The organism is Listeria fleischmannii subsp. fleischmannii LU2006-1 (assembly GCF_000344175.1).
Classification (GTDB): Bacteria; Bacillota; Bacilli; order Lactobacillales; family Listeriaceae; genus Listeria; species Listeria fleischmannii.
Map to the genome: position 1 here is coordinate 1 of NZ_ALWW01000023.1, position 14,624 is coordinate 14,624.

At 39.6% G+C, this 14,624-nt stretch carries 15 protein-coding genes; 1 reads left to right on the top strand and 14 read right to left on the bottom strand.

Translation table 11 applies throughout. The features are described 5' to 3' along the window. Nucleotides 1-48 precede the first annotated feature (48 nt). Genes LFLEISCH_RS08060 through LFLEISCH_RS14675 form a run of 7 tightly spaced genes read right to left on the bottom strand, consistent with a single transcriptional unit; the run spans nucleotide 49 to nucleotide 5,019 of the window. Nucleotides 49-582 (bottom strand): ABC transporter substrate-binding protein, encoded by a 534-nt coding sequence (locus LFLEISCH_RS08060; RefSeq protein WP_007475323.1) that lies wholly within the window; start codon nucleotides 580-582, stop codon nucleotides 49-51. 13 nt (nucleotides 583-595) lie between these two features. Next, the gene (locus LFLEISCH_RS08065) at nucleotides 596-1,468 is read right to left on the bottom strand and encodes a sugar phosphate isomerase/epimerase family protein (protein ID WP_007475325.1); all 873 of its coding nucleotides are present in this window, start codon (nucleotides 1,466-1,468) and stop codon (nucleotides 596-598) included. A gap of 19 nt (nucleotides 1,469-1,487) precedes the next feature. Beyond that, a complete protein-coding gene (locus LFLEISCH_RS08070; RefSeq protein ID WP_007475327.1) occupies nucleotides 1,488-2,444 on the bottom strand; it encodes a Gfo/Idh/MocA family protein in 957 nt (318 codons plus the stop codon). After that, complete coding sequence (locus tag LFLEISCH_RS08075; protein ID WP_007475329.1) at nucleotides 2,444-2,923, bottom strand: hypothetical protein; 480 nt, start codon at nucleotides 2,921-2,923, stop codon at nucleotides 2,444-2,446. The genes LFLEISCH_RS08070 and LFLEISCH_RS08075 overlap by 1 nt, the downstream gene beginning before the upstream one ends. Continuing rightward, nucleotides 2,920-4,083: a Gfo/Idh/MocA family protein gene (locus tag LFLEISCH_RS08080; RefSeq protein ID WP_007475331.1), complete on the bottom strand. Its 1,164-nt coding sequence runs from the start codon at nucleotides 4,081-4,083 to the stop codon at nucleotides 2,920-2,922. The genes LFLEISCH_RS08075 and LFLEISCH_RS08080 overlap by 4 nt, the downstream gene beginning before the upstream one ends. 5 nt (nucleotides 4,084-4,088) lie before the next feature. Further along, nucleotides 4,089-4,436 (bottom strand): helix-turn-helix domain-containing protein, encoded by a 348-nt coding sequence (locus LFLEISCH_RS14670; RefSeq protein WP_077907967.1) that lies wholly within the window; start codon nucleotides 4,434-4,436, stop codon nucleotides 4,089-4,091. Then, entirely contained in the window at nucleotides 4,429-5,019 is a 591-nt protein-coding gene (locus LFLEISCH_RS14675) for a cupin domain-containing protein (protein WP_077907968.1), read from the bottom strand. The genes LFLEISCH_RS14670 and LFLEISCH_RS14675 overlap by 8 nt, the downstream gene beginning before the upstream one ends. A 209-nt stretch (nucleotides 5,020-5,228) precedes the next feature. Here LFLEISCH_RS14675 and LFLEISCH_RS08095 point away from each other — a divergent pair, with 209 nt between their 5' ends. Next, nucleotides 5,229-6,254: a Gfo/Idh/MocA family protein gene (locus LFLEISCH_RS08095; protein ID WP_007475335.1), complete on the top strand. Its 1,026-nt coding sequence runs from the start codon at nucleotides 5,229-5,231 to the stop codon at nucleotides 6,252-6,254. A 121-nt stretch (nucleotides 6,255-6,375) separates the two neighbouring features. On the opposite strand, the gene LFLEISCH_RS08100 is transcribed toward LFLEISCH_RS08095, so the two are convergent. The 7 genes from LFLEISCH_RS08100 to LFLEISCH_RS08130 are packed head-to-tail and all read right to left on the bottom strand — an operon-like array spanning nucleotide 6,376 to nucleotide 14,517. Next, nucleotides 6,376-8,004, bottom strand: a complete 1,629-nt coding sequence (locus LFLEISCH_RS08100) for a phospho-sugar mutase (protein ID WP_007475338.1) — start codon at nucleotides 8,002-8,004, stop codon at nucleotides 6,376-6,378. Beyond that, complete coding sequence (locus LFLEISCH_RS08105; protein ID WP_007475340.1) at nucleotides 7,989-9,065, bottom strand: BtaManbiosPhlase; 1,077 nt, start codon at nucleotides 9,063-9,065, stop codon at nucleotides 7,989-7,991. The genes LFLEISCH_RS08100 and LFLEISCH_RS08105 overlap by 16 nt, the downstream gene beginning before the upstream one ends. Before the next feature lie 3 nt (nucleotides 9,066-9,068). Further along, a complete protein-coding gene (locus LFLEISCH_RS08110) occupies nucleotides 9,069-9,983 on the bottom strand; it encodes a DUF1861 family protein (RefSeq protein WP_007475343.1) in 915 nt (304 codons plus the stop codon). A gap of 1 nt (nucleotide 9,984) precedes the next feature. Beyond that, nucleotides 9,985-11,490, bottom strand: a complete 1,506-nt coding sequence (locus LFLEISCH_RS08115) for an alpha-amylase family glycosyl hydrolase (protein WP_007475345.1) — start codon at nucleotides 11,488-11,490, stop codon at nucleotides 9,985-9,987. A gap of 13 nt (nucleotides 11,491-11,503) precedes the next feature. Then, on the bottom strand, nucleotides 11,504-12,337 hold the full coding sequence (locus LFLEISCH_RS08120; protein WP_007475346.1) for a carbohydrate ABC transporter permease: 834 nt from the start codon (nucleotides 12,335-12,337) through the stop codon (nucleotides 11,504-11,506). Next, entirely contained in the window at nucleotides 12,324-13,202 is an 879-nt protein-coding gene (locus LFLEISCH_RS08125) for a carbohydrate ABC transporter permease (protein ID WP_007475348.1), read from the bottom strand. Before LFLEISCH_RS08125 ends, LFLEISCH_RS08120 begins: the two co-directional genes overlap by 14 nt. Then, nucleotides 13,192-14,517, bottom strand: coding sequence for an ABC transporter substrate-binding protein (locus tag LFLEISCH_RS08130; protein WP_007475350.1), 1,326 nt, complete (start codon nucleotides 14,515-14,517; stop codon nucleotides 13,192-13,194). The genes LFLEISCH_RS08125 and LFLEISCH_RS08130 overlap by 11 nt, the downstream gene beginning before the upstream one ends. Nucleotides 14,518-14,624: the final 107 nt, after the last annotated feature.

Below are 14,624 nucleotides of genomic sequence, written 5' to 3' on the forward strand. Positions count from 1 at the left end.
CATGTGAGCGGTGCTGCTAAACCGTAAATTATTTTCGTCTTGCTTTGGTTAGTTTTTGGCGGCATCTTGCCATGTTTTCCAAGTCCATGTGTCATCTGGATAACTGACGCCAGCTTCATCGAACATGGTTTTATTGTAAAAAAGAGCATTTGTATCAAAATCTTTTGGTACTCCGTATAGTTTTCCATCACTTGTGTAAGCTTTTAAATATTGTTCAGGGATTTTATCTTTATCGAATTTCACATCGTCCAGTGGCATTAAAACGCCATTGTTGATATAATCAGGCGCGCGTGGGATGTTTACCCAGAAGACATCCGGCGCATTTTTCCCTGTAATAGCGGTCTCTAGTTTTGTAAAGTATTGTGCAAATGGCGTGATTTCAAATTTCACTTTGATGCCTTTATTTTCTTTTTCAAAATCTTTAGCTAATTGTTGATAAACGGAGGCCTGTTCTTTGTCCCAGAGTGCATACGTTATGACTTTTTCATCTGAATTATTGGCATCCCCGCTTCCTCCACAAGCACCTAATACGATACTTAAAACGAATACAGGAATAACGAGTAACCATCCTCTTTTTCCCATAATGTAACCCCTTTCATTTTTTATTATCAAAATGCAATATATAATCCATCGCTTGGCTAGCATCTCTTGCAAGCTGCAATGGGTTCTCCCTATAAGGTGATAGTTCGCATGTAAGGGTTCCTTTGTAGCCAATTTCGTTTAGCGCTTGCATCAAACTAGACCAGTTCATATCGCCAGCAAGAAGGCCTGTAAAGCCGTTTATATTACCAACTGTCCGAGAAAAATCCTTAATATGTACTTTTTGGATGCGTTCACCTAAAATTCGGACCCATTGTTCAGGATATGCAAATTGCAGCACATTCCCTGCATCAAAATAGACTTTGATGTTAGGGTGATTTAACTCATCGATAAATTGTTTCATTTCTAGAGGGCTTAATAGGAATTTATTCCATACATTTTCAACCCCGATTACAATTCCTTTTTCTGCTGCATATGGGGCGAGTTCAAGTAGTGCTTCTTTTGACCGCGTGTAACAACTTGCATAATCTTCTGTTTCTGTCACGACACCCGGGACAATTAAAACGGTATCGCCACCTAAGATGTGACAGGCATCAATCATTTTTTGTGCAATAAACTTCCCTTTTTCGCGCTTTTCTTTGTTACTAGAATTGAGTGGATACGCCCAATGAAGCGCTGTTGCCACACTTGAAATAGGTAGTGCAAACTGCTTTGAAAGATTTTTTAATTCCAAAAGTTCTGTTTCAGTGGTCGTAAGCGTTAGGATTTCTGTGTCCACAAGGCCGAGCTCATCTGTTAGCTTCCCTTTCGCATCTGCTTCTGCCATATTTAATTCAATGGTCTCAAAACCAGCTGCCTTCGCTTCTTCAAAAATCTCGTGCCTAGCAAGCGTTGTTGGCAAACACCAACTATTGATTCCCTTCCTCATTTGATATCCTCCCATCAAATTAATTTTTCTGCACAACCGAGGCATACGCCATTGCGACAAGCTGTACGGTAAATTTCCCTGCCTCACCAGGTACTGGCGACGGTAAGTCTTCATCGATGGCTTTTTGAAAGGCCTTTAGCATGCGTAAATCCATATCTTCCTCATAATAGTCGAATTGAATGGGGGACGCCTCCGAGTAGCGCAAGCCTTTTTTCCCGAATCCATCGACATGCACATAGCCTTTTTCGGTTATAAGTGAAAGCGAAGCGTCACCCCAGACAGGATAAGCTTTCGGCCGGTTCCATGAAGTATCGAGGCTCATAAAAAGTCCGTCGCGAAAACGGATATGCAGAAGACCTGTGTCTTCTACAAAAGTATCTTCTGTCCAGTTTTCACTTGTGGCAAAAACACTCTCGATTTCTGGTTGAAATAAATCGTTCACAATATCTGCCATATGAATGGTATGATCAATAATTGCTCCGCCGCCTGATAAATCGGCTTCTGTAAACCAGCCACCCGGATTTTTCCCGTGGTTTGTAGCATCAATGGCAAAAACTTTCCCGACATTTCCCCTGTCAACTTGTTCTTTTAATTCTTGCATGACTTTTGTAAAGCGGACAGGATGCGCCACCATAAGTTTTACCTTTGCAGTTTCACAGGCAAGAATCATTTTATCCGCTTCTAAAATCGAAAGCGCCATCGGTTTTTCCACAATCACATGTTTGCCGTACATCGCAGCTGCCACCGTATAATCCGCATGAAACGCGTTTTCCGAACAAATTAAAACCGTATCAATCTCACTTTCAAGCAGACGATTCAAATCTTTAAACGCCTGCAAATCGTGCTTTTTACAAAATGCAGTGAGTCGGCTATTATTCCTATCAAACGCGCCAAAAAGTTCAACCCCAAGCGCACGAAGATGCTTCGCGTAACTTTCAATGTGCATATGCGCCGTACCAATAATGCCCACTTTCATCAAGAAAACCTCCCAAAATCGACTACTTCTTCTGATAAAATCATTTCAAAAAACTGTTTTCCTTGCGCGCTAGGCGTCAAATTTTCCTGTTCCTGCTTTAGTTTCAAAAAATTAGAATAAAAGGCCATTTCCGCTGTCGAGTCAAACTGGGCTAGACCATCTAGGCCGGCTAGTTCGATTTTTTTAATGGGCGTTTGATTGTGGTCATGAAAATCAAACATCAAATTAAAATGCGCTTTATTCGCTAGCCTCCCCGTCACTAAAAAAACCGCCTGATCTTCACTCACCGTGGAAAATAATACATTAACTCCCCCCGCTTGAATCCCCGCTAAAAACGTATACACTTTTTCAATTTCCGCTATCCGAGCACTCTCGTTTGAAATCCCTTTGGCAAGAAAATACCGAATGAAAGTGATACGACCTATTTGATTGGTATTTGCAATCTCTTGGGCTATCCGTTCTTCGTTTTCCAAAATCATCCCTCCACTTCGATAATTTTATTTTGGCTGATGGCATCCTCGGCGGCTAGGACGAGTCTTGATGCAACTGCACTGCTTGCCAAATTGGATAGTGGCGTTTTTTTCTCTTTTAAGCAGGTTAAAAAGTCAAGTAGCATCTCATCATCACCCCCGCCGTGATGGGCTTGTTCAGCCACATGGATAACTGTTTTTTCGGGCTTTAAACGGTCGTTTATAATAATTTCATTTCGTTCATCATCAAAATATAATTCTCCTTTTGTGCCAAAAAATTGGAACTCTCGGCGGTAAAACGCGGAAAATTGGCATAATGAATAAGTTAATTTCGTATTATTCTGATAAAGAATCAAAAGCGCCTGATGGTCATCCACGTCTACATCAGAATCAAATACACAATTGTCCGGCCAATTTTTTTGCCACTCGATATTTTTATATTTTTTGATGTTTAGAAGACTTTCTTCACAGCTCCATTTGAGTGTACAAGATCGGCAGTGTAAATTTTTTTCTAAGGGCGCACCAAACTTTTTCTTAGCTCCCTTTTCTCCAAAAACTTCTAATCCGCCTAGCCCTGCAACTTGAACAGGCTTAGAGTCAATGAGCCAATTTAAAATATCTAAACTATGTGTAGCTTTTTGTAAAAGTAAGCTCCCGGACCGTTTTTTTTCGCGATGCCAGTCATGGAAAAAGGCATAACCCCCGTAATGAATGTGATCCACTCCGTTTGCGAGCCAAATTTGACCGATTGTTCCCGCATCAAGGATTTGTTTTACTTTATGATAAAGCGGCGCATAACGCAGTACGTAACCGACAAGAAAAACGCCTTTATAGTGAGCTAGAGCCGCCTCCATTTCTGAAATTTTCGAAAGTGAAACTTCTAGCGGCTTTTCACACAAAATATGTTTCTCTGCTCGGACTGCTTTTAGCACGACTTCTGCATGCGTATCATCCGGCGTTGCGATAAACACGGCATCTACTTCCCTATTTTTTAATAAATCATCATAATTTGTATAGCTGACAACATCTTGTTCTTCAAAGGGTAAAAACTTGGATTCATTTTGGTCTGAAATCGCAACAAGCTCCAAATCTGGATGGGGAATAATCGAATGAAGGGCAAACTTGCTTCCGCGATTTCCGAGTCCGATAACACCGAATTTTACAACCACTATACTCATCCCTCACTATCTTCACGCATTTTTGCTTCGAGCGCTTGAATGGATCTGGCGTATTCAGTTGGGCTAAGCCCCGTTTGTTTTTTAAAACTGTTAGAAAAATAATGAACGGAGTCAAACCCTAATTTTTGCGCAATTTGTGTAAAGGTATCATTGCTTTCCCGAATACATTTCTTCGCCTCCTCCATTTTCAGCATTTTAAAGAAATTCATGACCGTATAACCCGTTTCTTTTTTAAAAATGGTTTTTAGATAGGTTTTGCTGAAAAAGAATGCGCGGCAAATATCGTCTAAACATAAGTGCCCGTGCAAGTTATCACTCATAAACTGAATAATATCGTTAACCACAGACTTTTCGAATTTTTTTCTTCGTCGCGACACTCATTCTTTCTTGATTTACGTTTGTTGTTTCATCACGAATTAACCGAATTAAAAATTGTTCTAAGTAAATATAAAGCATTTGTTCCGCCCCAATACGCGGATTTTCCAAGCGTTTTTCTTGTAAATATAAACGACCTAGTTCCGGTTTAAACACCCCTTTTGCTTCTTGTAAAATTTTTGCCAAAAGCTCTCTTTCACCTGTTGCAAGGCGCATAATTTTATTTTCAAAAAAACGCATACCTTCTGAACTACAGACGAAGCTCACAACCAGAACGTTTGGTGCGCTAACCCCATTTGCCCATAGGTTATGAAATTCATTTGGCTTATGAAAAATAATGTCGCCTTCTTTTAACTCATAGCCTTCCTTACCTGCTGAAACTTCAAGTTCACCCTTATCCACATAGACCATTTCCCAAAAGTCGTGTTGTTCCCCGGCGAACAAATAATTCTTAGAGAACTCAAAATAGTAAACGGTTACAATGCTTTGAACATTAAGAAGTCGTTTCATTGGCTCAAGTGTCGTTAGAAAATCAGTATTAATCATTTCCATAAGCCCCCTTCACCAGATGGCCTAATTTGATTATTACAGGCAAACGGCAATCTGAAAACCCTCTTTCTGACAATGCGTCTTTTTTTATAAATTTTGCGTCTTTGATTCTAAATATCACAATATCACTTCCTGTGTAAGGTATTAGTATAATCACTTTCTTGTTTAAAAATAACAAGTTTGTGAAATACAAATCAAACGGAGGCTTTATCATGCTAAAAGTTGGTCTTGTTGGTCTTGGCTTTATGGGTCATGCCCACTTACAAAATTACATTCGTCTAATGGACGAAGGGTTCCCTATTCAACTTGTCGCAATTTGTGATGTGGATAAAACAAAACATAACGGAGCTCAAGTAGAAGGAAATCTTGATATTCAGGAGAAACAAATTGACTTCTCCAAATTCCAATTTTATTCCTCGATGGAAGAAATGGTTGAAAAAGAAAAGTTAGATTATGTTGATTTATGTTTACCGACTTATCTACATGCTCCAGTGGCTATTCTCGCTATGTCGCTTGGTTTACATGTATTTTGTGAAAAACCGATGGCGATTTCTTCCAAAGCGTGTGATGAAATGATTCAAGCGTCACAAAAATATGGCCGTCAATTGATGATTGGTCAAACTTTACGTTTCTTTCCGAGCTATCAATATGTAAAAGAGGCTATCCAAAGTGAACGTTACGGCAAAGTTGTAAGCGCTTCATTTTTTAGAGGCGGGGCGACGCCAAAATGGTCATTTGAAAACTGGTTGCTCCAAAAAGATAAATCTGGCGGCTGTTTGCTAGATCAGCATATTCATGATGTGGATACCATTAATTGGTTGTTCGGAAAACCGGCGGCTGTATCGACAACAGGAAAGGTTATTTTTGACGGCAGCGGTTATGATATTGTTTCCTCAAACTACCATTATGAAGATGGTAAAGTGGTAAACGCACAGGACGACTGGACGATTAACGGGGATTTCGGGTTTGAAATGAGCTACCGAATTAATTTTGAATCCGGGACAATCATTCTTGAAAAAGGCATTTTAACTGATTACCCTGAAGAAGGAGCAAAATTCCAACCAGACATCAATCAGGAAGATGGCTACTATTTAGAAATAAAATATTTTGCCGAAGCCATTTTAAATCAAACAAGTCCAAACTTGACTGTCCCGCTAGAAAGTACAAGAGAAACCATTTTCATCGCTGAACACGAGCAGGCTTCTGCGGATTTAAACGGCGAAAAAATTCCGCTCTAGTATATAAACCAATTTTATATATTTGAATAATAGAGGGAAACCATCACTATACCAATTTCCACTTCCAGTATACGTTACTAAAAAAAGAAGCCAAGACATATGCAAATGTCTTGGCTTCTTTTTATACATGTTGTAGAATCATTTCTTTTAGTTCTTCCACAGCCTTTTGTGCTTTTTCCGCGGATGCTCTCACCACTTGGATGTAAATTTTACATTTGGGTTCCGTCCCAGAAGGCCGAATAAATACTCGGTCGCCTTCGTCAAAACAAAATAGCAACATATTCGTTTTCGGTAAATCTAGATGGCCATTTTTAAAATCTATTTTTTGGGCTACATGTGGAAAAACATCTGTTTTACGAAGTTTTATAAGAAGCTCATTCATTGCCTCAGACCCGTCTTCCCCTTCAAACGCTAAATTTAAAAGGGCCTCCGCATGGTAGCCAAATTTTTCGTAAAGTTCATCTAAAACCGCAAGCAGGGACTTCCCTTTTTCTTTAAAATAAAGGGCCATCTCAGCCGTTAAAAGCGCTGCTTGAATAGCGTCCTTATCACGTACAAAAGGCGCAACTAAATAGCCATAACTTTCCTCATAGCCAAATAAAAATTGTTTCCCTTCCTTTTCAAACTCCGCTATTTTTTCACCAATAAATTTAAATCCTGTTAGCGTCTCCGTATGACTCGCCCCGTAGCGCTCGGCGATTTTACGTCCTAAATCATTCGTTACAACGGTAGTCACTAAATAATCGTTTGATGTCACTTCATCTTTTTCAGATAAAAGGTAATAAAAAAGAAGTGCCCCTAACTGATTCCCGGTTAAAATTTGATAGTCCATCTCTTCATTTAAAACCGCCACACCAAGCCGATCAGCATCAGGATCAGTGGCCATGAGAATGTCAGCATGCTTCTTTTTCCCGTATTGAAATGCCAGTTTAAAGCTTTCAACTTCTTCAGGATTTGGTGATTGGACCGTTTTAAATTCTCCATCAGGCTCCGATTGTTCGGGGACGAGATGGACGTTTTTAAATCCGGCGTTTTGGAGGCTAGTCGTGACGAGCTTTCGGCCGCTTCCATGAAGTGGTGTGTAAACAATTTTTAGTTCGCTACCTTTATCTGCTATGAGATTTGGGCGTTTTGTCACTACTTCCGCTTTTTTTAAATATAAATCATCTATTTCGCTCCCGATGGTTTGGATTAACTCGCTGTCTGTTACAGGAATCGCGAAAATATCTTCTTTTTCGGCCATAAAAGCCAAGATTTGATCGGCTGCTTCCGGCGTAATTTGACATCCAGCCTCGTCATAAACCTTGAAGCCATTGTAGATGGACGGATTGTGGCTAGCCGTTATCATGACCCCAGCTGCTGCTTTAAATTCGCGCACCATAAACGAAAGTTCTGGTGTAGGGCGTAATTCTTCGGATAAAAAAACGGGGATGTCCTTAGCCGCTAAAACGCGCGCCGTTTCAATTGCAAAGTCACGCGAATGAATTCGCGAATCAAATGATATCGCAACACCATTTTGATAGCGCCCGATTTCATGTAAATATTCCGCAAGTCCACTCGCAGCTCGCCTAATTGTATAGATATTGATTCGATTAGGTCCAGCCCCCATTTTACCGCGCATTCCACCAGTTCCAAATTCTAAATAGCGATAAAATTGGTCCTGTAAATCCTCACTTGTTTGTAAATCATGTTCAAGCTCTTCTGGAAGTGTTGCCTTCTGCCATCTTAAAAGCTCTATTTCGTTAAACATGAAGTCCGCTCCAAATGATGTAAGAGATCGCTAATCTTCATTTCGCAACCCGCCATTGAGGTATCCGCTACACCGTAATACATTTTTAAAGTGTCGCCTTCTTGAACGGTTCCGCATGCAAAAACAACATCACCGAAGAAGCCATTTTTTTCATATTCAGCGACAGGCTCTAAGAATGGTTCTGTGGTTCGTTTTAAAACTACGGACGGGTCATTTAAGTCAAGTAGCGCAGCGCCCATTACATAGCGGTGTTTTTTTGTCGCACCGTGGTATAAAATAAGCCAGCCCGCCTCCGTTTTAATTGGGGTGCAACCGCCTCCGACGCGGCCATCATCATAACTATTTTGGCGTACACCAATAAGGCGTTTATGGTCTCCCCAGTTGACTAAATCCGGCGAAGAAGCTAGCCAAATATCAAGCTCGCCAATATTTTTTGCACTCGGACGGTGCAACGCATAATACTTATCGTTTATTTTTTCAGGAAAAAGCAGGACGTCTTTATTTTCCGGCGCAAAAATGTTTCCTTTGTAATCATACGTTTTAAAATCTTTTGTTGTAACAAGCGCGTCTGCTACTCCGCATTCAGAAACAGCGCTAAAGGTAATATAGTAAGTATCTTCCATTTGCATCACCCGTGCATCTTCAATACCAAACGTTTGGTATTCGTTAAATGGATATAAAAACGGTTCTTTATCAAGTGTAAAATTATGACCGTCCTTACTTCTCGCAATTCGAATGTAGGAAATAGAGGTTAAATAAATAAAGCCGCCTAGATTATCTTTATGACGAATCATTCTCGGGTCATCAAAATTATAAGTGGGGTCATTTTTATCAAAAGAAACACGCTCTAATTTTTGTTCCTTGACATTAAAATAAGGTGCCACCACTTCGTTTTCATGTTCTGCAATCGGTTTTTCCGCCACACGTAAAAGAAGTAGCGTCTCATCTCCGTATTTCGCCACACCACCATTAAAAGCGCCGATTACTTCATAACCATCGTGATACGGCACAACATCAAGTGGTGTAATTAAAGGATTTTCTTCATAACGATAAATATTCATATTCTATATTCCTACTTTCTTAAAAGGGTTATCGAGTTCTAAATACTGCGCGCTAGCATCACTTATACCAGCATATAAAATCGCCTTACTTGGCCCTAAGACTAAACCACCACTAAACACGACATCGATTAAATCAGCGCGTTTAGCCGGGCTGTCTAAAAAGTCAGCGCGCTCCGCAATGATTTTCGGCCGACTAATTGTATCATCCTCAAGCCAAAAAACGAGCGGATAATAATGGCGATTATTTTCTTCATCAAAAAAAGCAATATGGCCTAAAACGGCAATTTCACCATTTTCCAGCTCATAAATTTCATTTGCCCCGCCCCAGTCTGCATCATTAAAATTTCCTTGTAGAAGTGGAGCAGACTCTATTTTATCTATCGTTAAATCACCCAGTGAGCGGATTTTCAGATAGCCTATCTTCCCTCGCCCGCCTTTATCACCTTGTGGGCGTGTTAAAACGATGATTTCACCATTTCGAAGTTGTTTAAGTCGTAAATCTTTCATACCATTCGGTCCTGTAAAAATGAGCTCTACTTCATTTAACTGATGCACGACATAAAAATTAGTTCGCCAGCTTAATTTTGTGTCATCATCTGGATTTGGGAAAGTTTCTACACCACCCAAAATTAGTTTTCCATCAATGAATGTTACAAACGGATCTTGTAGTTGAAGCTCAGTTGCACTCTCTATTCGTTCATAAGTAAAAGCATTCACTTCTTTAAAAAAGGCCACAAACGATGACTCATTCTCACGTTTTTCAACTCGACCTGCAATTAATTTTTGCCCATCAAACTGAAAAGGCGCGGTAATATTATAAACGTCAAAATCTTCTACACCATTAAATGTTATTTTCTTGCTACTACCTACTTTTTTTCTTTCTCTTGATACTTTTAACAGTTCACGTGCACTTAGCATATTAAGCCTCCAAATCTATCACTACGCCGCAAAGCGGACCTATAGTACAGTCATTTCCATTTTGTTTCGCCTCTCCAAAAACCACTACCCCTGCTTCTTTCACTAAAAAATCAGTTTCGCCGAAGTTAGCTACAAATAAATAGCGGCCGCGAATAAATTGAATCGTCTCCCCTTCCAAAACGAGCTTTTCATACGGTCTCGTTTGAAAATCAGCATCTTTTCGGAATTTTAAAAGACGGCTATAAAACTGAAACATATCGGTTGCATCCGTTGCCGTTTCTACTCTTCCTAAAATCCACGGTTTTCCTTTTGAAAAAGGCTTTCTATCAGCAAAAACAAGAGGGCCTCGACCTACATCGCGCGTTTTTTCAGTCCCTATTTTTAAAGCTTCTTTCTCGCTCAAACCCTGCGCGCGTGCTAGTTCATATGCCTGAATCCCTTGAACATCTCGAAATTCATCAATCGATTGAAAAATTTGATTGCGCATCCCCACTTCCTCGCCGTTATAAATAAACGGAATACCTCGAGCCGTTAACATTAAAAACGCAAGCAGTTTCGCCACCATCCGGTTCTGAAGAGCAAGCCGTGACATCAATCGCCCCATATCATGGCTCCCAAAAAACAGCGTCGGCATGCGATCAGATAGCGCCTCTTCCATGCGCACTAATTCATCAAAAATCTCTTTCACATGAAGGTTTTCAATACTTCCGAAGTTAAAATTAAAGGTAACATCGAGCAAATGATTTTCACTATAAGACGCAATTTCATCTAAGTTGTCCGAACTAATTTCACCAACCAAAAACACATCTTCCTTGTTGGCTCTACAAAAGCCTGAAAGTTCAGCGATAATCGCTTTAACACCCCGCTGATTCCGGTCATACTGGTGAATCATTTCGCCTTTTTGGTCAAAGGGGTTATCCGGAAACGCTTTGTCTACCGTCAAATTGTTAATGACATCAAACCTAAAACCATCCACACCTTCCTCTAACCAAAAACGCAAAATTTGTTTCGCTTCAGCCATAACATCTGGATTCCCCCAATTTAAATCCACCTGCTCTTTTGCAAAACTATGGTAGTAATACGCATTTTGCTTGGCATGAAAAGTAAACGCAGATCCGCCAAAAAATGATTCCCAATTATTTGGTTTCGTTTTCCAAACATAGTATTCGGGATGCTCTTTAAACCATTTATGATTAATGGCCGTATGATTAAAGACAATATCAATAATAATTTTCATCTCATTTTGTTTGGCTTCTTTCATAAAATCGCGAAAGTCATCTATCGTTCCGTATAGCGGATCAATTGCTTTATAATCCGAGACATCATAGCCATTATCTACTTGCATGGACGGATAAAATGGCGTAAGCCAAAGCCCATCTACACCTAGTTTCCGCAAATAAGGAAGTCGTTCTTTTAGGCCAATAAAATCCCCTACGCCGTCCTGATTGCCGTCACAAAATGATTTCATATATACTTCATAAAACACACTTTTTTCAAACCAATGCATTGTTTTCCTCACTTTATTTCAATGTAAATTGCATGCCTTCTTGGAATTTTTTAGAGAAGAACAGGAACAAAATAATGAGCGGAACAGTTAGTAATACGGAAGCCGCATACATTGGGCCCGGGTAAGTTCCATAAGGTCCAAACATTTGAGAAATCAGAACGTTTAGTGTAACTGTCGAATCGCTTTTTGATACGAGTAAATCCCAAAGTAAATTCGTCCACCTATCTGTAAATAAAAATAGGAAGATAACAGTCGTAATTGATTTTGACATGGGGAGTACAATTCTAAAGAGAATTTTCAAATCACTCGCTCCGTCTAATCTTGCCGCTTCAATGAGCGCATCTGGAATAGCTTTGAAGAAGTTTGTATACATGAAAACGGCCCATAAACTAAGCGCTGTTGGAATAATCATGCCGGCATAACTATCTAATAAGCCTACATTTGTAATCATTAAAAATTGTGGAATCAGTAAAATAATCGCTGGAAAGAACATTTGGAATAAAATGGCATTATTAACAAAGTTTTTTCCCCGAAAATTCACTTTCGCTAGTGCGTAACCTACTGTTAAACCAAAGAGCAACATAAGTCCTGTTGCGATAGTGGAAACAATAACGGTGTTAATAAAAGAATGAATCCACGGAGCTGGTGCCGCTGTCACCGCATCGCCAAAGAGCCACTCCCATGAGCGTAATGAAAACTCAGTTGGAAAGAGCTTCTTATCAACTTGATCCCATGCGGCAAACGAGTTGAGCACAAGGTAAATAAACGGATACACCATAATGAGCATGAGGATTGTCGTTAAAATATAACGAATAATCTTCCCGCTTTTTTTATTACGTCCAACCATTTCGTTCCCCCCATTTTTCTAAAAGTTTTTTAATAACGCCGATGGATGCAAATGTTACTACAGCTGCAATAAGCGAAATCGCGGATGCATAACCTGATTTCAGGTTAATAAAGGCTTGGTTGTAAATTTCCATTTGCCATGTATTGGTTGCAAAGTTTGGTCCGCCACCTGTTAGCTGGTACACTTCTGTAAAAATCCCGAAACTTACGCCAACCGCTAGTACTAAAACTGTAAAAAGAGCTGGATAAAGCATTGGGATTGTGACTTTCCAAAATGTGCGAAATCTGCCTGAGCCGTCCATTGCAGCCGCCTCATAAATTTCATCATTAATACTTGCAAGGCCGGAAATTAAAATAAGAGCATAATAACCTGACATTTTCCAGGCAATCATAAGTGAAATAATGAAAAGCGCAGACATTGGCGTCCCTAACCAATCCACATCTAGGCCAAACTGATTTCGCAAAAAGACATTCAGTGGGCTGTTATAAGATAATAAACCTTTTACAATAAGGGATGTTACAACGCCAGAAGATAAATAGGGCAGGAAAAATGCAACTAAATAGAGGCCTTTAAACCGAGGTAGGCCGTTTACTAAAACAGCGACTAGCATCGACAAAAGAAGGGCCATTGGAACAAATACAATTAAAAACTTATACGTGACAAAAAATGCGGCGTGCACCGATTTACTTGTCAGTGCCTTTTTAAAATTATCCAGTCCAACAAAATTAATATCCGGACTCATCATATTCCAATCCGTTAGTGAGAGCCAAATCGCCCACACTAACGGAATTAGAAAGAATATCGCAGTAAAGATGAGGTATGGGCTAGTAAAAAACCAGCCCAATTTATTATTTTTATTTTTCATCTTCAAGCACCTTATTAATTTGCTTACTCATATCGCTCCAAGCTTTAGCACCTTTTTTCTCACCCTTCACAACAGGGTTCCAAGCCGCTTCACCAATGATTTGTTGAATATCGTTATAGTCCGCATTATCCATCGCCGGAATCGCATTTTTAACGTTTGCCGCATAGACTTCTAACTGCGGATTTTCTTTAAAGAAACTTTGGAATGTTGCGTTCTCAGTTGCATCGTCTCGTGCTGGAATTAGGTTTGTTGTTTCTAAGAATTTCAAGTCATTTTTGTCATCACTGTAAACAAATTTCAAGAAATCCATTGCCGCTTTTTGTTCTTCTTTTGTCGCACTTGCATAGAAAACAATACCTTTTGCGTCTGAATATGTGGAAACTTCTTTTTCGTCTTTCATATTATCTGGCACAAGTGGTGTTGTAACGGTATAATTTTCACCGAACTTCATATCCGGGAATTTTTCTGCCCAGTTCGGGAAAGTCCACGGGCCAAGGTCTGTCATAAGACTTGTACCAGTTTCAAATGGATCCGTCACTTCGCCTGTTAACAGCAGCTTTTGACTTGCTAAACTACCCATAAAATCAAGTAATTCTACGCCTGCTGTTTTATCCGCAACTAATTCATTATTTGTTACAAAGGCATTCCCTTTTGAAGCAGCATTATACATTGGGAAGAAGTCAAACCAGCGCATCCATGCAGTTGGATCTGATAAATCCCCTTTTGCCCATAAAACCTGATCTGGATATTTGGCTTTTAATTTTTTACCAACTTCAAGTGCTTCACTGTATGTTTTTGGCGGTTCAGAGTAGCCAAGTGCTTTCAGTGTATCTAAACGCCAACCGAATAAGATTGGGTTTGAATAGACGGGAAGAACATATTGATTTTCATCTGAAAAACTCCAAGCTTTCATACTTTCTGTCATATTTCTTTCTTTTACCACATCATCATAACCTGATACTTTATTAACCGGTAAAATTGCTTTACTGTCCGCTAATTGAGCAGCGAAACTACGGTTAATATTTTCCGAAATAGTAGGCGCTGTTTTAGAGGCAATGGCCGACTGGATAGTTGCTTCTGAGGACGGGCTCTCTTTCATTTGACTAACTTCTACTTTGACATCCGGATTTTCTTTCTCATATGCTGTAGCCATTTCTTTCCAAAATTTTACTTGGGTAGGGTTTGGTGCTGCCCAAAAAGTTACTTTCGTTTTCCCATCATTACTTGCTTCACTTCCACCTGATCCACATGCAGCCAAAACAGATCCTGCTGCTACCACACTAAGCGCTGCATAAACTAACTTTTTGAATTTCATTACTAACTCCTCCTACTTCAATAATTGTAAGCGTTTTATAAACAATTACATTATTGCATTACAATTTTGTAATGTCAATAATTACTTTTCTAATAAAACAGCTTTAA